Below are 17,056 nucleotides of genomic sequence, written 5' to 3' on the forward strand. Positions count from 1 at the left end.
TTTGAGCCCATGCCCCCTTCCAACCCGACCCCTGCCCCAAGCGCTCCTGGGACCCCTACCGCCGAGCCGCTGGCGCCCGATCAGGCTTGGCGCATGGCCGAGCATTGGCCCGAGCTCAGCGCCGCCCTCGCCACCCAGGCGCTGGAAGCCGCAGACCGGATGTTGCGCGGGCTCGAGATGCTGGTGCTGCGCGAGCGCCTGAGTGCCCCCGAAATGCAGGTGCTGGCCACTCCGGCCCTGCGCTTGCAGCGTTGCGCCAAGCAGGTGCAGCAGATCCTGCGCACGCAAAGCGGCCAGGTGCGGCTGTCGCACGAGAAAATCGATTTCGCTCTGGTGATCGAGGCGGTGCTGCACGACCGGCGCGATGAATGGATGGCCCGCGGCCTGACGCTGCGGCGCTTTCTGCAACCCATCGAGCTGCTGATCGACCCGACGCTGGGCTACAGCCTGTGTCTGGCGATGGTGGACTGGGCGCAACGCTTTGGCGAGCACCTCGAGCTGCGCCTGGAGCTCGACCCCCTCCAGCCCTGCGCGGTGTTGACGCTGCGCACGCATGAGGGCAGCCAAGCCGCAGACGCCGAGCGGCTGCTGCAAGACTCGATCGAATGGCTGCTGTTGCGCCAACTGGCCGACACCGATGGCGGCATCGAGCTGCAGAGCCGCGCGACCGAAGACGGGGTCGAACTGAGCGCGCGCTTGCGCCGCGTTTGCGTCGCACAAGAATCCAAACCAGCCGATGAACCGGCCACCCCGCTATCCAAGGCGCCAACGCCCCCCGCCCCAGCCCAGCCGGAGCCACCGGCCAAGACCGGTGCGGTGCTGGTGTGCTCCGCCGACCCGGCCGTGCGCCGCGACACGCTGGCGCTCTTGCAACCCATGGGCTTGGTGACCGATGCCGTCGCCAGCGCGGTTCAAGCCTTGGCTTTGTTGCGCGAGCGCCCGGTGTCGCTGCTGATTTTTGACGCAGAGCACCCGCCCGCCGACGCGCCGCAACTGCACCAGGTACTGGCGGGCAACTGGGCGGGTCTGCCGGTGTTGCGCCTGGTGCGGTTGCGCGCCACCGCCCACGACGAGCACGGCGGTGACACGGCGGTGATGTCAGAAAAAATGCAAGTCCCGATCGACGCGCTGCCGATCGCCCTAGCCCCCGCCGTGCGCTTTGCGCTCTCGCACCTGGTTTAGGCTTTAGCCGACTGGGCCTTGACCTTGAGCCGCCAGGCGTGCAGCAGCGGCTCGGTGTAGCCGCTGGGCTGCTCGCAGCCCTTGAACACCAAGTCGAGCGCGGCCTGGTAGGCGGCCCCGTCGGGGTGCGCCAGCAGGCTGCGGTAGGCCGGGTCGGCGGCGTTTTGGGCATCGACCTTGGCCGCCATGCGGGCGAAGGTGGCGCGCACCTGGGCCTCGCTCACCACCCCGTGCAGCAGCCAGTTGGCCACGTGCTGGCTGGAGATGCGCAGCGTGGCGCGGTCTTCCATCAGGCCGATGTCGTTGATGTCGGGCACCTTGGAGCAGCCCACGCCCTGGTCCACCCAGCGCACCACATAGCCCAAAATGCCTTGGATGTTGTTGTCGAGCTCGGCCTGCTTGTCGGCCTCGCTCCAGTTGGGCTGCGCCGCCACCGGCACCGTGAGCAAGCCCTGCAGCAGGGCGGCGCGCTCGGCGTCGGCGTCGATGCGCTCCAGCTCTTGCTGCACCTCGGCCACATTCACCTGGTGGTAGTGCAGCGCGTGCAAGGTGGCGGCGGTGGGGCTGGGCACCCAGGCGGTGTTGGCACCGGCCTTGGGATGGGCGATTTTTTGTTTCAGCATCTCGGCCATCAGGTCGGGCATGGCCCACATGCCCTTGCCGATCTGGGCCCGCCCGCGCAAGCCCATCCCCAGGCCCACCAGCACGTTGTTGCGCTCGTAAGCGGCGATCCAGGCGCTGGACTTCATCTCGCCCTTGCGCACCATGGGGCCAGCCTGCATGGCGGTGTGCATCTCGTCGCCGGTGCGGTCCAAAAAACCGGTGTTGATGAAGGCCACGCGGCTGGCGGCGGCGGCAATGCAGGCCTTGAGGTTGACGCTGGTGCGCCGTTCTTCGTCCATGATGCCCAGCTTGACTGTGCTCTCGGGCAGGCCCAGCAAGCGCTCGACGCGGCCAAACAGTTCGGCGGCAAACGCCACTTCCTGCGGCCCGTGCATCTTGGGCTTGACGATGTACACGCTGCCGCTGCGGCTGTTGCGGATCGGCTCGCCGCTGGGCAGGCGACCGTGGCCTTGCAGGTCGTGCAAGGCGATGGTGGTGGTCAGCACCGCATCTAGGATGCCCTCGGGGATTTCGCGCGCCACGCCTGCGGCATCGGTGTAGAGGATGGCCGGGTTGCACATCAGGTGCCCGACGTTGCGCACGAACAGCAGCGAGCGCCCGTGCAGGCGCAGCTCGCCGCCGTCGGGCCGGGTGTAGCAGCGGTCGGGGTTGAGGCCGCGCGTCAGGCTGATGCCGCCCTTGTCGAAGGTCTCGGTCAGGTTGCCGCGCAAAATGCCGAGCCAGTTGCGGTAGCCCAGGATTTTGTCTTCGGCATCGACGGCGGCGACCGAATCTTCCAAGTCCAGAATGGTCGAGAGCGCCGACTCCAGCACCACGTCGGAGATGCCGGCCGGGTCGGTGCGCCCGATCGTGGCCTGGCGGTCCAGCACGATTTCGATGTGGTTGCCGTGGTGCTGCAGCAGCAGCGCGCTCGGGGCCTCGGGTGCGCCCCGGTAACCCAGCAGCTGCTGCGGCTGGCGCAGGCCGGTCTGCTGGCCGTCGTCCAGTCTCACTTGCAGCGCCCCGGCGACGATGCGGTAGCCGCAAGCGTCTTGGTGCGACTCGATCGCCAGCGGGGCGGCTTGGTCTAGGAACTGGCGCGCAAAGGCGATCACGCGCGCGCCGCGCAGCGGGTTGTAGCCACGGCCGCGCTCGCAGCCCTCGGACTCGGGGATGGCGTCGGTGCCATAGAGCGCGTCGTAGAGCGAGCCCCAGCGCGCATTGGCGGCATTGAGCGCGTAGCGCGCGTTCAAAATCGGCACCACCAGCTGCGGCCCGGCCTGCAGCGCCAGTTCGGCATCCACATTGGCCGTGCTGGCGCGCACGCCGCTGGGCGCGGGCACCAGGTAGCCTATGCCTTCGAGGAACGCGCGGTAGGCCGGCATGTCGGTGATCGGGCCGGGGTGGGCGCGGTGCCAGCGGTCCAGCTCGGCCTGCAGGCGGTCGCGCTCGGCCAGCAGGGCGGCGTTTTTGGGCGCCAGATCGGTGACGATGGCCTCAAAACCGGCCCAAAAGGGGGCGCTGTCGATGCCGGTGCCGGGCAGCACCTCTTGGTTGACAAAGTCGTACAGGGCGCTGGCAACTTGCAGGCGGCCGGCGGCGGTGCGGGCGGTGGCGGGGGCGGTGGACATGCAAAGCTCCAAAGGATGCGGACAAAGGGTGTATGCGATGGGGCCTACTGTAGGGCATGGCGGGGCCCGCATTGGCGCGCTGGAGCCACCAGCAGACGTGACTTTTTTGTATGCAATAAGGCAAAATCAGCCTGCATAACCTCTGCTTAAGGGATCAATCTCACTGCCAGCCACCGCCATGGACAAATTCAAAGCCCTGCAGACTCTGGTCGCGGTCGCCACCCGTGGCAGCCTAGCGGCTGCCGCGCGCGCCGAGGGGGTGGCAGCGGCCGTGATCGGGCGCCGGCTCGACGCGCTGGAGCAACATCTGGGCGTGCGGCTGCTGCTGCGCAGCACCCGGCGTCTGGCGCTCACCACCGAAGGCGCGGCCCTGCTGGAGCAGGCACAGCGTCTGCTGGCCGAGCTGGCCGAGGCCGAAGCCAGCGTCAGCGCCGGCGGCGCGCGCGCCCAAGGCCATTTGCGCCTCACGGCCCCGGCCGGCTTTGGGCGCCGCCATGTGGCCCCCCTGTTGCCTGACTTTCGCCAACAGCACCCGCAGGTGTCGCTCTCGCTCAACCTGAGCGACCGCGTCATCGACTTGGCCGCCGAGGGCTACGACTGCGCCGTGCGCGTGGGCGATTTGCCCGACTCTGCCTTGGTGAGCGTGCGCCTGGCCGACAACCACCGCCTGTGCGTGGCCGCCCCCAGCTACGTGCAGCGCCACGGCCAGCCACAGCACCCGACCGACCTGCAGCGCTTCGACTGCCTGGCCCTCACCTCCGAAGCCTCGCAGACGCGCGGCTGGGCCTTTCGGGCCACGCATGGGCCCCCAGCGGGCTCGGGCACTGCGCCCAACCCCACACTGCTGCACGTGCGCCCGCGTGGTGCGCTCGACTGCACCGACGGCCAGGTGCTGTACGACTGGTGCCTGGCTGGCCACGGCATTGCCTGGCGCAGCGCCTGGGAGGTCCAAGCCGACGTGCAGGCCGGGCGCCTGCTGGAGCTGCTGCCCACCTATGCCGCCCCACCCAGTGGCATCTACGCCGTGTTCCCGCAGCGCAAGCACCTGCCGCTGCGCACCCGAGCGTGGATCGATTTCCTCAAGGCGCATTACGCCCAGCCGCTGTTTGGCTTGCGCGGTGGCTGGGGCGCAAGCGCTGCGACGCCGGAGCAAGGGTAAGTCCCGATGGTGAATTGAATTTGCAAAGCTAGCATTTAATACCCTTACACCTACAGGTATCAGGTGCAGGGCCTTCAATTTGTCCACCCACCACATGCCGGAGCCCCCTCATGAGCCCAACACCTTTGCCACATCCTTCACGGCGCCAGTTGCTGCACGGCGGAGCCGCCGTCGGCTTGGCCTTGCTCGCCACCGGCTGCGCCACCCCAATCGGTACGGCCAAGGCGCGCGTGGTGGTGGTCGGCGGCGGCTGGGGCGGCATAGGCGCGGCGCGCACGCTGGCCGAGAGTGGCCAAGTCGAGGTGACGATGCTGGAACCCCACCCCAGCTTCATGTCCAGCCCCATGAGCGCGCTCTACATCGCGGGCTTGAAGCCCCTGAGCTACCTCAACCACAGCTACCGCAACGTCGATCGCACCGGGGTGCGCCGGGTGCGCGAGCGCGCCACCGCAATCGACCGCAGCGCGCGCTTTGTGCAGACCGAAACCCAGCGCCTGCCCTACGACTACCTGGTGCTCTCGCCCGGGATTGAATACATGGAAGAAAGCCTGCCCGGCTATGCCGAAGGCCGCGACCGACTGCCGGTGGGCTTTCGGGCCTTCGAGCACGAAGCGGTGCGCCAGCAGGCCGACGCCTTCCTGAGCCAAGGCGGGATTTACGTCATGACAGTGCCCCGGCCACCGTACCGCTGCCCGCCTGCCGCCTACGAGCGCGCCTGCATGCTCGCCGAGCAGATGCAGCGCCGCCGCACCCGGGGCAAGATCGTCATCGTCGATGCCAACTCCGACCCAACCCCGGCCCCCACCGCGCGCTCCATCGTACACGCCATGGAGACGCTTTACCCGAACGAAATCGAGTACCGGCGCGACCTCGTGCCCTCGCGCATCGACGCCGCACGGCGCGTCCTGAGCACCCCTGAGGGCGACATCAACTACACCGTGGCCAACATCATTCCCCCCATGCGCGCCCCGGGCCTGATCCGTCAGGCCGGCTTGGGGGAGCGCTGGGCCAGCGTGCATCTGCCGAGCTTTCGCAGCACGGCCGACCCCTTGGTCTATGTCATCGGCGACGCCCAAGGCTCCATCCTGCCCAAGAGCGGACACGTGGCCCACGGGGCCGGCATGCAGGTGGCCAAGGAAATCCTGGGGCTGGTCGCCGGCCGTCCGGAGCCGGCTCCGGCACCCGGCACCACGGTGGCGCTGCCGGGCGGCATCTGCTGGGCCAAGGTGAATGAAAAGTCGGCCATCATGGTCAACGTCTCGGCCAGCATGCAAATCGGGCAGGCGGCGCGCCTGAGCTTCGAGGTCGATCCGCAGCACAACGCGCGCTCCAAACAGGGCTCGCTCGAATGGGCCCAGCTGATGTGGGGCACGATGCTCGGCTGAGGGCCAGCAGAGCCGCTGCGGCTGCACACTCAAAACAGGCTGTGCAGCAGCAGCCCCGCCATGCCCCACATCATCAACGCCACCACGCCGTCGAGGGCGCGCCACAGGCGCAGCGAATTGAGCCGCTGCCCAAGCCAAAACGCCGCCCCACCCAACAGCAAAAACCACAGCAGCGAGGCGGTGGCCGCGCCCAAGCCAAAGTCGGGGCCGGCGGCACCCCATGCCAGCGAGGCGCTGCCGATCAGCACCGCCGTGTCGAGCCAGGCATGCGGGTTCAGCCACGAAAAAGCCAGCGCGGCCAGCACGGCTTGACGGCGCGAAATCGGGGCCGACGCTGCCGAAGTTGCCCCCATACCCACCGGGCCTGCAGCAGCCGTGGGCGGCTGCCAAGCGCGCTGAAACGCAAGCCAACCGTAAATCAGCAAAAACACCACCCCGGCCCCCACCAGCGCGCCGTGCAGCTTGTCCGACAAACCGCCCAACTGCGCCAGCCCCAGCACCCCGAGGGCGATCAGCGCCAGGTCGGCCAGCACGCACACCGCCACCGTCAGCCCCACGTGCTGGCGCTGCAGGCCCATGCGCAGCACATGGGCGTTCTGCGGCCCGATCGCCATGATCAGCGACAGGCTCAGCAGCAGGCCGGCGGCAAAGGCCGGGGTGGACAGGGTCAGGGTCACGCAAACTCTCCAGCAAGGGCAGGCAAGGGCAGGGGGTTGCAGCCAATCAAGGCCTAGGCAGGCACGGCGGCCAAACACCCGAGGCGCGCAAGTGGCAGCGCCTGCGCTTGAGTGTGCCCCAAGCCACAGCCTGGTTTAGTAGATTTAAATTAAATTGATTCGATTAAATTTAACTTGATAAAATGTGCGGGTCGGGGCTGTTGGGCTGCCCTACCCATGCCCTACTGGTTCGTCTGCTCCCACTCCTGCACCCGCCGCCTCGTCCGCACGTCCCTACCCGCCACCGCCTGCCCACCCATGCTCGACCCGCGCCAACTGCAAGCCCTCAGCGCCGTGGTCGAGCAGCGCAGCTTTGCCGCCGCCGCCCACGGCCTGTCGCTCACGGTGGCGGCGGTGTCCTTGCGCATCAAGGCGCTGGAGGAGTCGCTCGGCCAGCGCCTGCTGGTGCGCGGCAAACGGGTGCGCCCCACCGCCGCCGGGCAAAGCCTGCTGGCGCACGCCAAGCGGGTGCAACTGATGGAGGCCGATTTGCTGGGGGCGCTTGCGGGATCGGCCCCGGGGCTGCAGCAGCGCGCGCACTGGCACAGCCTGTCGGTGGCGGTGAATGCCGATTCGGTGGCGAGCTGGTTCCTGCCCGGCGTCGCGCCCCTGTTGCTGCAGCAGCGCCTGCTGCTCGACGTCTGGATCGACGACCAGGACCACACCCACGACGCGCTGCACAGCGGCGAGGTGCTGGGCTGCGTCAGCACCTTGGCGCAAGCCATGCCCGGCTGCCGGGCCGAGCCGCTGGGCACCATGCGCTACCGCTGCGTGGCCACGCCCGAGGTGGCGCAGCGCAGCCACCATCCCGCCGGGGCGCTCTCGGTGCACCGCTTGCTGGAGTGGCCGGCCGTGATTTTCAACCGCAAAGACGCGCTGCAAGACCGCTTTCTGGCGCAGCACTTCGGCCTGCACCAGGCGCACTACCCGCGCCACTTCGCCCCGGCCATCGACGCCTTCGAGGCCGCGATCGAACTCGGGCTGGGCTGGGGCATGGTGCCCGAACTGCATCTGCAGCGCCGCCCAGCCAGCGCCACGCCGCTGGTGGACTTGCTGCCCGGGGCCACGGTCGAGGTGGCGCTGTACTGGCACCACTGGGCGCACGAGCCACTCAGCGCGCAGCGCCTGACCGAAGCCGTCAAAGCCGCGGCGGCGGCGGCGCTGGGACCTGTGCTGCCGGGCTGAAGTCGGCCAGACCCGGCACGCACGCTGCGGCTGGCCCCGACAAGCCCTAAAATCCCCCCATGCTCAGTGTCAAATCCGAACTGCTCGCTGCCTTGGCGCACGAGCTGGAACGCCTCGCCCCCGGTGCCGCCCACTTGGCGCGCTTCGAGTCGCCCAAGCTCGCCGCGCACGGCGACTGGGCCTGCACCGCCGCCATGCCGCTGGCCAAGCAGCTCAAAACCAACCCGCGCCAGCTGGCGCAGCAACTGGTGTCGGCACTGCAGGCGCAGCCGGCCTTTGGGCGCTGGGTGCAGGGGCTGGAGATCGCCGGCCCGGGCTTCATCAACCTGCGCCTGCAGCCCGCCGCCCAGCAGCAGGTGCTGCGCGAGGTGTTGCAGGCTGGGGCGCACTACGGTCAGCAGCCCAGCAACGGCCAGCGCGTGCTGGTCGAGTTCGTCTCGGCCAACCCGACCGGGCCGCTGCACGTCGGGCATGCGCGCCAGGCCGCCCTGGGCGATGCCATCTGCAACTTGCTGCACAGCCAAGGCTGGCAGGTGCACCGCGAGTTTTATTACAACGATGCCGGGGTGCAGATCGAAACGCTGGCGCGCAGCGTGCATTTGCGCGCCCAAGGCCGCAAACCGGGCGACCCCGACTGGCCCGAGGCCGCCTACAACGGCGAATACATCGCCGACATCGCCGCCGGCTTTCTGGCGCGCCAGACCGTGCGCGCCGACGACCGCAGCTACAGCGCCAGCGGCGACCCGACCGACCTCGACGGCATGCGCGAGTTTGCCGTGGCTTGGCTGCGCCACGAACAAGACCTGGACCTGCAGGCGCTGGCGGTGCGCTTCGACCAGTACTACCTCGAATCCAGCCTCTACAGCAGCGGCCGGGTGGCGCAGACGGTGCAGCGCTTGGTCGAATCCGGCCACACCTACGAGCAAGACGGCGCGCTGTGGCTGCGCAGCACCGCTTTTGGCGACGACAAAGACCGGGTCATGCGCAAGTCCGCCACCGTGGCGGCCGACGGCAGCCCGATCGAGGGCGGCTACACCTACTTCGTGCCCGATGTGGCCTACCACATCGCCAAATGGGAGCGCGGCTACACCAAGGTGGTCAACATCCAGGGCAGCGACCACCACGGCACCATTGCGCGCGTGCGCGCTGGGCTGCAAGCGGCTGGGGTCGGCATCCCGAGCGGCTACCCCGACTACGTGCTGCACACCATGGTGCGCGTGCTGCGCGGCGGGCAAGAGGTGAAAATCTCCAAGCGCGCCGGCAGCTACGTGACACTGCGCGACCTGATCGACTGGACCAGCCGCGACGCGGTGCGCTTTTTCCTGCTCTCGCGCAAGCCCGACACCGAATACACCTTCGACGTCGATCTGGCGGTGCAACAAAACAACGACAACCCGGTTTACTACGTGCAATACGCCCACGCCCGCATCTGCTCGGTGCTGGCGGCTTGGGGCGGTGCGCCCGAGCATTTGCAAACCGTGGACCTCAGCCCCCTGCAAGGCCCGCAAGCGCAGGCGCTGCTGCGCCTGTTGGCGCGCTACCCCGAGGTGCTGAGCCACGCCGCCGCCGATTTTGCCCCGCACGACGTGAGTTTTTACCTGCGCGAGCTGGCCGCCGCCTACCACAGCTACTACGACGCCGAGCGGATTTTGGTCGATGACCCGCTGCTCAAACACGCCCGCTTGGCACTGGTTGCAGCCACCGCCCAAGTGCTGCACAATGGACTGGCGCTGCTCGGAGTGAGCGCGCCCGAGAAGATGTGATGCCCGCCCATCCACAACCCGCAAGCCACACCCAGCCCCTGATGCACACCCATCCCCATACCCGCCATCGCGGCAGCACGCTGCTGGGTTTTGCCGCCGGCTTGCTGGTGGGCTTGGCGCTGGCGCTGGTGGTGGCGCTTTACGTCACCCGATCGGCCACACCCCTCGAAGACCGCAACGCCCAAGGGCCCGTGCCCTCGGCCGCCCAAGAGGCCGAACAGAACCGCAACTGGAACCCCAACGCCGGGCTCTCGACCCGCCCCGTCAGTCCGGCCGCTCTGCCCGAGGCTGCGGCACCAACCACGCCGGCAGGCCCAGCCCCCGGCGCCGCCACGCCCGCCGACCCGCTGGCCCAGTTGATCGAACAGCGCACCGCCGCTGCGGCCCCTCCTGCAGCCCCTGCTGCGGCTGCAGCCGCTGGCATCAGCTATTTCGTGCAAGCCGGTGCCTTTGGCAGCGCCGAGGAGGCGCAAGCCCAGCGCGCCCGGCTCGCCATGTTGGGCTTGGAGGCCAGTGTGAGCGAGCGCACGCAAGACGGCCGATCGTTGTTCCGGGTCCGGCTGGGGCCCTTTGCCACCCAAGCCGAGGCCGACGCCGTCGGTCAGCGCCTGCAGGCGCAAAATGTGGAAACCGCACTGGTGCGGGTGGCGCGCTAAGCCCGCCCGCACGCCAGTTGCAACGGCCGGTAAACACGCGGAACTTCAAGGCCCCACCTTCAGCCTCAGACTGGGCAGCCCCCAGGGCTTGCCCGATTCAGATCAAGGACGCACCATGCACAGACGCCAATTTTCTCAAGCCTTGGCCGGCCTAGGCGGCCTCGTTGCCACCGGCAGTGCGATGCCACTGGGGGCCCAAACCCCAGCCGCAGCCCAGGCTTTTCGCGAAGGCACGCACTACCGCCGCTTGCGCCAACCGGCCCCAGTCGATGCACCGGCCGGCCGCATCGAGGTGCTGGAGTTTTTTGCCTACACCTGCATCCACTGCTACAACTTTGTGCCCGTTTTCAAAGCCTGGAAGCGGACCGTGCCCGCCGACGTGGTGGTGCGCCATGTGCCGGTCGGCTTCACGCCCGAGTTCGAGCCGCTGCAGCGGCTGTTCTACACCCTGGAGGCCATGGGCCGCTTGGATAGCCACCACGAGCGCGTGTTCCAGGCCATCCACGGCACCCAGCGCCAACGCCTGCACAACGCCGAGACCATTGCCCAATGGGCCGCCAGCGCCGGGCTGGACCGGGCCCAGTTCACCCAAACCTACAACTCCTTTGCCGTGGTGGGCCGGGTGCGCCGCGCCACCCAGTTGCAAGACGCCTACCAAGTCGAGGGCACACCAGCGCTGGGCATAGCCGGGCGCTTCTACATCCCCGGCCAAGCCCAGCGCACGGTGCAGGTGGCCGACGCCCTGATCGCGCGGGTGCGGCGCGGCTGAGGCGGCACCGGACCTTGGGTGGTGTCAATTCGTGGAGGTTGCGCATGGCCTTGCGCGCCGGCTGTGGCTACAATGCCTGCATCGCTTGATTGATGCAATTTTCGTGCCCACCCACACCGCCCCCACCCCCCGCCCCAAGGCTGCCCCGCACTGGCGTGCGCTAGGGCTGGCCTTGCTTCTGGCGTGCTTGGGCGCACCCGCGCTGGCGCAGCCGAGTGATCGCGAACAACCCATGCTGATCGAGGCCGATGCCCTCCAGCACGACCAAGCTGGGCAAGTCAGCGTTTTCACTGGCAACGTGGTGATCACTCAGGGCACGCTGGTGCTGCGCGGCCAGCGCGCCGAGTTGCGCCAAGACGCCCAAGGCAATCAGTCGGGTGTGCTGCAAGGCGCACCCGGTCAGCGCGCCTTTTTCCGCCAGCAACGCCCGGGGTTGAACGAACTGCTCGAAGGCGAGGCCCTGCGCATCGAGTACGACGCTGCCACAGGCAACCTGCGCTTGGTCGACCAGGCCGTGCTGCGCCGACTGCGCGACGGCGCCTTGAGCGACCAAGCCAGCGGCAGCCTGATCGTGGTCAACCGCCTGACCGAGCGCTTCACCGTAGACGGCGGCCCGGCGGCGCGCACCCCCGAGAACCCGGCTGGCCGCGTGCGCGCGCTCATCACCCCGCGCCCGGCCGCTGCCCCGGCAGCGCCCGCCGCCCCCGCCGCCGCTCCGCTTCAAACCAGCCCGCAACTGGAGCCGCGCCGATGACTCAGGCCGCCGAGCGCAGCAGCCTGGAGGTGCGCGGGCTGCAAAAAAGCTACGGCCGCCGCCAAGTCGTCAAAGACGTGTCGCTGCGCCTGGCCAGCGCCGAGGTGGTGGGCCTGCTGGGCCCCAACGGGGCCGGCAAGACCACCTCGTTCTACCTCATCGTCGGGCTCATCCGCCCCGACGCCGGCACCATCTTGCTCGATGGGCAGCGCATCGACCGCCTGCCCATCCACCGCCGCGCCCAGATGGGGCTGGGCTACCTGCCCCAAGAAGCCTCGATCTTTCGCAAGCTCACGGTGGCCGAAAACGTGCGCGCGGTGCTGGAACTGCAGCGCGACGCCGACGGCCGGCCGCTGTCGCCGCAGCGCATCGAACAGCGCCTCGATGCCTTGCTGGACGAACTGCACGTGGGCCACTTGCGCGACTCGCCGGCGCCGGCGCTCTCGGGCGGCGAGCGGCGCCGGGTCGAGATCGCCCGCGCCCTGGCCACCGAGCCGCGCTTCATCCTGCTCGACGAGCCCTTTGCCGGCATCGACCCCATCGCCGTAATCGAGATCCAGCGCATCATCGGCTTTTTGAAGGAGCGCGGCATCGGCGTGCTCATCACCGACCACAACGTGCGCGAAACGCTGGGCATCTGCGACCACGCCTGCATCATCAACGAGGGCCGCGTGCTGGCCCAAGGCACGCCGGCCGAGATCGTGGCCAACCCGGAGGTGCGCCGCGTTTATCTGGGCGAGCACTTTCGCCTCTAAAACTGTGCGGCCATGAAACAAGGCCTATCGCTGCGCCTGAGCCAAAACCTGGCGCTTACGCCGCAGTTGCAGCAGTCGATCCGCCTGCTGCAATTGAGCACGCTGGAGCTGGAGCAAGAGATCGGGCAGATGCTCGACGACAACCCGTTTTTGGAGCCCGACCACGCCGACGAGCCGTTCGAGGCCGGCCCTGAGGCGCCGCCCTTGACCGCCTTGGACAGCCCCGAACGGGATGCGCCTGCCAGCCCCGATGCGGGTGCTGGCGCGCCCGATGAAGTGCCCGCCCTCGACACCGCTTTCGAGGCCGCCTGGACCGGCGCAGCGGCAGACTCCGGTGGCGACCCAGAGGCCGAGCGCCACGATGGGGGAGATTTCGCCGAGTCCAGCGAGCCGGGCGACTGGGGTGAGCCGGGCGCCGCCCGCGCCGGCGCCGCGCCCGAGGACGACAACGGTGCCGGGCCCGACTGGGCGCGCGCGCCCGAATCTCTGACGCAGCACCTGCACCAGCAAGCCTGCGCCCTGCGGGTCGAACCCCAGGTGGCACTGGCCTTGCACGCGCTCATCGAATCGCTCGACGACGACGGCTACCTCGCCGATGGGCTGGACGAGTTGGCCGCCGCCCTGTGCCGCATGGAGCGCGCCGGTGCCGAGCCGGCGCCCGACCCTGCGCAGCGGCAGGCCCACTGGCACAAGGCCCTGCAGCAGGCCTTGGCGCAACTGCAGCAGATGGAGCCCACCGGCGTGGGCGCGCGCGACTTGGCCGAGTGCTTGCAACTGCAGATTCTGGAGCTGCGCAACAGCCCCGAGAGCCGCACCGCGCTGGCCATCTGCCAGCAGCCGCTCGACTATCTGGCGCGGCGCGACAGCCGCCGCCTGGCCCAACTGTGCCGCTGCAACGAGGCGCTGGTGCGGGCCGCCTTTGGCCTGATCGCCCGCCTCGAACCCAAGCCCGGACGCCGCTTTGCGGTGCTGGAACCGCACCAGTTGCGCCCCGATGTGATCGTGACGGCGCAGGGGCGCGGCTTCAAGGTCGCGCTCAATCCCGAGGTGCTGCCGCGGCTGCGTGTGCACGACACCTACGCCCTGGCCTTGCGCCAAGGCCGGGGGGGCGGACAGTCCCACGTGGGGCTGCAGCAGCACCTGCAAGAGGCGCGCTGGTTCATCAAAAACATCCAGCAGCGCTTTGACACCATCTTGCGCGTCGCCAGCGCGATCGTGGAGCGCCAGCGCCCGTTTTTTCAGCACGGTGCCTTGGCCATGCGGCCGCTGGTGCTGCGCGAAATCGCCGACGAAGTGGGGCTGCACGAATCCACCATCAGCCGCGTCACCAGCTCCAAGTTCATGGCCACGCCCCAGGGCACCTTCGAATTCAAATATTTTTTTGGCTCGGCGCTGGCCACCGAGGCCGGCTCCAGCGCCTCCAGCACCGCGGTGCGGGCCCTGATCCAGCAACTGATTGCCGCCGAAAACCCCAGCCACCCCCTGAGCGACAACCAGCTCGCTGACCTGCTCAAAGCCCAAGGCATCGCCTGCGCGCGCCGCACCGTGGCCAAATACCGCGAGGCGCTGCGCATTGCCCCCACCCATTTGCGCAAAGCGCTCTGAACCCCATGCACAACCTGACCCTGTTCCTGCCCTGCCCCGCCGGGGTGGAAGACTACCTGCTGGCCGAGGTGCAACAGATTTGCCCGGCAGCCCAAAACGTGCGGCGCCAGCGCGGCGGGGTCGAGCTCACGGGCGACTGGGACGACATGCTGCGCCTGAACCTGCACAGCCGGCTGGCGCAGCGCGTGCTGGTGCGGCTGGCGCTGCAACCCTGCCCCAATGAAGACGCGCTCTACGAGGCTGCCTACGCCGTGCTATGGGAGCTGTGGTTCACGCCCGCGCAGACCTTCAAGGTCGAACTCACGGCCCAGCACAGCCCGTTCCAGAGCCTCAATTTTGCCGCCCTGCGCATCAAAGACGCGGTGTGCGACCGCATGCGCGAGCGCCTCGGGCAGCGCCCCAGCGTGGAGACGCTGCACCCCGAGGTGCGCCTGCACGCCCACCTCGGGCCAGATCAGGTCTGGCTCTACATCGACACCTCGGGCGAGCCCCTTTTCAAGCGCGGCTGGCGCACCGACACCGGCGATGCGCCGCTCAAAGAGACGCTGGCCGCGGCCATGATCGCCGCCAGCGGCTGGACCGGCTTCGATGCGCAAGGCCAGCCGCAGCCGCTCTACGACCCCTGCTGCGGCAGCGGCACGGTGGCGATCGAGGCGGCGCAGCGGGCGCTGCACATCGCACCGGGCAAATTGCGCCGCTTTGGCTTCGAGCGTCTGTTGCCACACCAGCCCGCACGCTGGCAGGCGCTGCGCCAGCAAGCCGTGGCCGCCGAACGGCCCGTGCCGGGTGGCCGGCCCTTGGTTTTTGGTTCGGATGTGGCGTTTCGGATGGTGGACTTTGCGCGCCGCAACGCCGAGCGCGCCGGCGTGGCGCAGGCCATCGAGTGGCGCGGCGGCGATGCCCTAGAGCGCCTGCCACCTTGCCCATCGCCGGGGGTGATGCTGCTCAACCCGCCCTATGGCGAGCGCATTGCGGCGGCCGGGGTGGCCGGACAGTCGGCGCAAACGCGGGCCCGACCGCAGCCGGCGCAGGGGCTCGTGCCCGGTGCCGGCCGCGAAAGCGCCCGCCACGCCGATGGCGAGGAAAACACGGCATTTTTCTCGCAACTGGCCAGCCACTGGAAAAAAAACTACGCCGGCTGGACCGCTTGGCTGCTGAGCCCAGACCCCCAACTGCCCTCACACATGCGCCTCAAAGCCACGCGCAGGGTGCCGCTGTGGAACGGCCCGATCGAATGCCGCCTGTTTCGTTTTGACCTGGTGGCCGGCAGCGCCCGCACACCCCGCGCTGGTGCCCAGCCCGCCGACCCCGCCCCCGAATAGCACACAACTATGTTGGCTATACGGGCTTTTTGACCGGCCCAGCCGATGTCTGTGCGGAACTTGGTTTATACTTTCCTCGGGTCGTTTAACACCGGCCCCCCGCTTTTCCTCCCTGAGCGGGCGCCTTTGTGTGTGACAGCAAAAAGGCTTCCAAACCTGGCTCCTCTAGAGCCAGGTTTTTTTTCGCCTGCTTTCTGCGGGCACCGGCTCGGTGCGTGGCGGCTTCAGTCAAAAATATCGCTCAGCCACGATTTTTTCTTTCTCTGCCCGGAGCCTGCGGCAAAACCGCCCAAGGGTCCGCCCGTCAGGCCACCGGCCAAGCCCCCCAGTTTGCTGCCCAGCCCGCCGCCCTGGGTGAAGCCACCGCTGCGCTTGCGAAAGTCGGAGTCTGCAAAATCCGGTTGACGCACCTGGGCGCCGCTGCGCCCGGCAGGGGCTTGGCCGAGGCTGCGCTCGATCAGCTTGTCGAGCTCGCCACGGTCCAGCCAGACGCCACGGCACTGGGGGCAGTAGTCGATCTCGACGCCTTGGCGGTCGCTCATCAGCAGCTCCACATCCACACAATTGGGGCATTTCATACGCGGCTCCTTGAGGCCAGTTGAGGGGAGTTTGCAGTCTAGGGCTTCTGGTGTCCTAGAAAAAGCAGAAAATCAGACAATCTCTTATCGCAACAAGCTGAACATGAGCCTGGCCTACAGCTACCGCCACCTGTACTACTTCTGGATCGTGGCCCAGGAAGGCGGCATGTCCAAGGCCGCCGCACGGCTCGACATGGCGGTGCAAACCGTCAGCGCCCAAGTGCGCGAGCTGGAAAAAGCGCTGGGCTGCCAGTTGCTCAAGCCGGCTGGGCGCGGCGTGGCCCTGACCGAGGCCGGTGTGCTGGCTGCGCGCCAGGCGCAGCAGATTTTTGAGCTCGGCGAGGCGCTGCCCACGCTGCTGCGCCAAGCGGCGCTGGCGCCCCGGGTGCGGCTGGCCGTGGGCCTGGCCGACGGGCTGCCCAAGCTGGAGGTGCTGCGCCTGCTGCGCCCGGTGCTGGATGTGCCCGATCTGCACCTGATCTGCCACGACGGCGAGATCGACGACCTGCTGGCCGACCTGGCCATGCACCGGCTCGATGTGGTGCTCACCGACCACCCGGTGAGCAGCCGCGCCCACCTGAAGGTGCACCACCACCGCCTGGCCAGCAGCGCCTACGGCTGGTTTGCTGCGCCGCCCTGGTTGCACGCCGCCCAGCGCGCCTTCCCGGCTGCGCTACAAGGGCTGCCGCTGCTGCTGCCCACGCGCCACGCCAGCGTGCGCGCGCAGCTCGACCAGTGGCTGGCGCGGCATGGCCTGACGCCGCGCATCGCGGGCGAGTTTGAAGACAGCGCCCTGCTCGAAACCTTTGGCGGCCAGGGCATGGGGGTATTCCCGGCGGCGCTGGCGCTGGCCGAAACCCTGCAACAGCGCCACGGCGCGGCCCTCGTCGGCGTGTGCGAGGGCGTGTCAGCCCCCTGCTACGCCCTCAGCCTAGAGCGCCGGGTGGCGCACCCGCTGCTGCGCCGCCTGCTTGAACAGGAGGGGGCTTGATC

General features: G+C 68.7%; 15 protein-coding genes. 12 read left to right on the forward strand and 3 right to left on the reverse strand.

Annotated features, from left to right (window positions below; genetic code table 11):
* Nucleotides 1–9 precede the first annotated feature (9 nt).
* A complete protein-coding gene (locus tag SRAH_RS07830) occupies nucleotides 10–1,182 on the forward strand; it encodes a response regulator (RefSeq protein WP_149028952.1) in 1,173 nt (390 codons plus the stop codon).
* On the opposite strand, the gene SRAH_RS07835 is transcribed toward SRAH_RS07830, so the two are convergent.
* A complete protein-coding gene (locus SRAH_RS07835; protein WP_029462791.1) occupies nucleotides 1,179–3,416 on the reverse strand; it encodes a malate synthase G in 2,238 nt (745 codons plus the stop codon). The genes SRAH_RS07830 and SRAH_RS07835 overlap by 4 nt on opposite strands.
* A 178-nt stretch (nucleotides 3,417–3,594) precedes the next feature.
* On the opposite strand from SRAH_RS07835, the gene SRAH_RS07840 reads away from it, so the two are divergent.
* Together SRAH_RS07840 and SRAH_RS07845 are read left to right on the forward strand one after the other, a co-directional pair.
* Complete coding sequence (locus SRAH_RS07840) at nucleotides 3,595–4,575, forward strand: substrate binding domain-containing protein (protein WP_029462792.1); 981 nt, start codon at nucleotides 3,595–3,597, stop codon at nucleotides 4,573–4,575.
* Between the two features lie 110 nt (nucleotides 4,576–4,685).
* A complete protein-coding gene (locus SRAH_RS07845; protein ID WP_029462793.1) occupies nucleotides 4,686–5,960 on the forward strand; it encodes an FAD-dependent oxidoreductase in 1,275 nt (424 codons plus the stop codon).
* A gap of 29 nt (nucleotides 5,961–5,989) precedes the next feature.
* On the opposite strand, the gene SRAH_RS07850 is transcribed toward SRAH_RS07845, so the two are convergent.
* Entirely contained in the window at nucleotides 5,990–6,637 is a 648-nt protein-coding gene (locus SRAH_RS07850; protein ID WP_439645545.1) for a LysE/ArgO family amino acid transporter, read from the reverse strand.
* A 297-nt stretch (nucleotides 6,638–6,934) separates the two neighbouring features.
* Here SRAH_RS07850 and argP point away from each other — a divergent pair, with 297 nt between their 5' ends.
* The 8 genes from argP (at nucleotide 6,935) to SRAH_RS07890 (ending at nucleotide 15,485) form a co-directional block, all read left to right on the forward strand.
* On the forward strand, nucleotides 6,935–7,861 hold the full coding sequence (gene argP, locus SRAH_RS07855) for an HTH-type transcriptional regulator ArgP (protein WP_029462795.1): 927 nt from the start codon (nucleotides 6,935–6,937) through the stop codon (nucleotides 7,859–7,861).
* A 59-nt stretch (nucleotides 7,862–7,920) separates the two neighbouring features.
* Nucleotides 7,921–9,624, forward strand: coding sequence for an arginine--tRNA ligase (gene argS, locus SRAH_RS07860; RefSeq protein WP_029462796.1), 1,704 nt, complete (start codon nucleotides 7,921–7,923; stop codon nucleotides 9,622–9,624).
* Entirely contained in the window at nucleotides 9,624–10,280 is a 657-nt protein-coding gene (locus SRAH_RS07865) for an SPOR domain-containing protein (protein ID WP_232841016.1), read from the forward strand. Before argS ends, SRAH_RS07865 begins: the two co-directional genes overlap by 1 nt.
* A gap of 115 nt (nucleotides 10,281–10,395) precedes the next feature.
* Entirely contained in the window at nucleotides 10,396–11,049 is a 654-nt protein-coding gene (locus SRAH_RS07870; RefSeq protein ID WP_029462798.1) for a thiol:disulfide interchange protein DsbA/DsbL, read from the forward strand.
* Between the two features lie 103 nt (nucleotides 11,050–11,152).
* The gene (lptA, locus tag SRAH_RS07875; RefSeq protein WP_232841017.1) at nucleotides 11,153–11,803 is read left to right on the forward strand and encodes a lipopolysaccharide transport periplasmic protein LptA; all 651 of its coding nucleotides are present in this window, start codon (nucleotides 11,153–11,155) and stop codon (nucleotides 11,801–11,803) included.
* Entirely contained in the window at nucleotides 11,800–12,558 is a 759-nt protein-coding gene (gene lptB, locus SRAH_RS07880; RefSeq protein WP_029462800.1) for an LPS export ABC transporter ATP-binding protein, read from the forward strand. The genes lptA and lptB overlap by 4 nt, the downstream gene beginning before the upstream one ends.
* Before the next feature lie 12 nt (nucleotides 12,559–12,570).
* A complete protein-coding gene (rpoN, locus tag SRAH_RS07885; protein WP_029462801.1) occupies nucleotides 12,571–14,163 on the forward strand; it encodes an RNA polymerase factor sigma-54 in 1,593 nt (530 codons plus the stop codon).
* A gap of 5 nt (nucleotides 14,164–14,168) precedes the next feature.
* Nucleotides 14,169–15,485 carry a THUMP domain-containing class I SAM-dependent RNA methyltransferase gene (locus SRAH_RS07890; RefSeq protein ID WP_029462802.1) on the forward strand — a complete coding sequence of 439 codons (1,317 nt, stop codon included), beginning with the start codon at nucleotides 14,169–14,171 and terminating at the stop codon, nucleotides 15,483–15,485.
* Between the two features lie 224 nt (nucleotides 15,486–15,709).
* Here SRAH_RS07890 and SRAH_RS07895 read toward each other — a convergent pair whose 3' ends face one another.
* Nucleotides 15,710–16,063, reverse strand: coding sequence for a TFIIB-type zinc ribbon-containing protein (locus tag SRAH_RS07895; protein ID WP_029462803.1), 354 nt, complete (start codon nucleotides 16,061–16,063; stop codon nucleotides 15,710–15,712).
* 103 nt (nucleotides 16,064–16,166) lie between these two features.
* On the opposite strand from SRAH_RS07895, the gene SRAH_RS07900 reads away from it, so the two are divergent.
* Nucleotides 16,167–17,054, forward strand: a complete 888-nt coding sequence (locus SRAH_RS07900; protein WP_029462804.1) for a LysR family transcriptional regulator — start codon at nucleotides 16,167–16,169, stop codon at nucleotides 17,052–17,054.
* The last annotated feature ends 2 nt before the right edge of the window (nucleotides 17,055–17,056 follow it).

The organism is Serpentinimonas barnesii (assembly GCF_000696225.1).
In the GTDB taxonomy this organism is placed as follows: Bacteria; Pseudomonadota; Gammaproteobacteria; order Burkholderiales; family Burkholderiaceae_C; genus Serpentinimonas; species Serpentinimonas barnesii.

Excerpts from the sequence above, each read along its gene's own strand:
- SRAH_RS07830 (WP_149028952.1), top strand. The coding sequence starts at position 10 with ATGCCCCCTTCCAACCCGACCCCTGCCCCAAGCGCTCCTGGGACCCCT.
- argP (WP_029462795.1), top strand. The coding sequence starts at position 6,935 with ATGCTCGACCCGCGCCAACTGCAAGCCCTCAGCGCCGTGGTCGAGCAG.
- SRAH_RS07835 (WP_029462791.1), bottom strand. The coding sequence starts at position 3,416 with ATGTCCACCGCCCCCGCCACCGCCCGCACCGCCGCCGGCCGCCTGCAA.
- SRAH_RS07865 (WP_232841016.1), top strand. The coding sequence starts at position 9,624 with ATGCCCGCCCATCCACAACCCGCAAGCCACACCCAGCCCCTGATGCAC.
- SRAH_RS07895 (WP_029462803.1), bottom strand. The coding sequence starts at position 16,063 with ATGAAATGCCCCAATTGTGTGGATGTGGAGCTGCTGATGAGCGACCGC.
- SRAH_RS07840 (WP_029462792.1), top strand. The coding sequence starts at position 3,595 with ATGGACAAATTCAAAGCCCTGCAGACTCTGGTCGCGGTCGCCACCCGT.
- SRAH_RS07890 (WP_029462802.1), top strand. The coding sequence starts at position 14,169 with ATGCACAACCTGACCCTGTTCCTGCCCTGCCCCGCCGGGGTGGAAGAC.
- SRAH_RS07870 (WP_029462798.1), top strand. The coding sequence starts at position 10,396 with ATGCACAGACGCCAATTTTCTCAAGCCTTGGCCGGCCTAGGCGGCCTC.
- SRAH_RS07845 (WP_029462793.1), top strand. The coding sequence starts at position 4,686 with ATGAGCCCAACACCTTTGCCACATCCTTCACGGCGCCAGTTGCTGCAC.
- rpoN (WP_029462801.1), top strand. The coding sequence starts at position 12,571 with ATGAAACAAGGCCTATCGCTGCGCCTGAGCCAAAACCTGGCGCTTACG.
- argS (WP_029462796.1), top strand. The coding sequence starts at position 7,921 with ATGCTCAGTGTCAAATCCGAACTGCTCGCTGCCTTGGCGCACGAGCTG.
- SRAH_RS07900 (WP_029462804.1), top strand. The coding sequence starts at position 16,167 with ATGAGCCTGGCCTACAGCTACCGCCACCTGTACTACTTCTGGATCGTG.
- lptB (WP_029462800.1), top strand. The coding sequence starts at position 11,800 with ATGACTCAGGCCGCCGAGCGCAGCAGCCTGGAGGTGCGCGGGCTGCAA.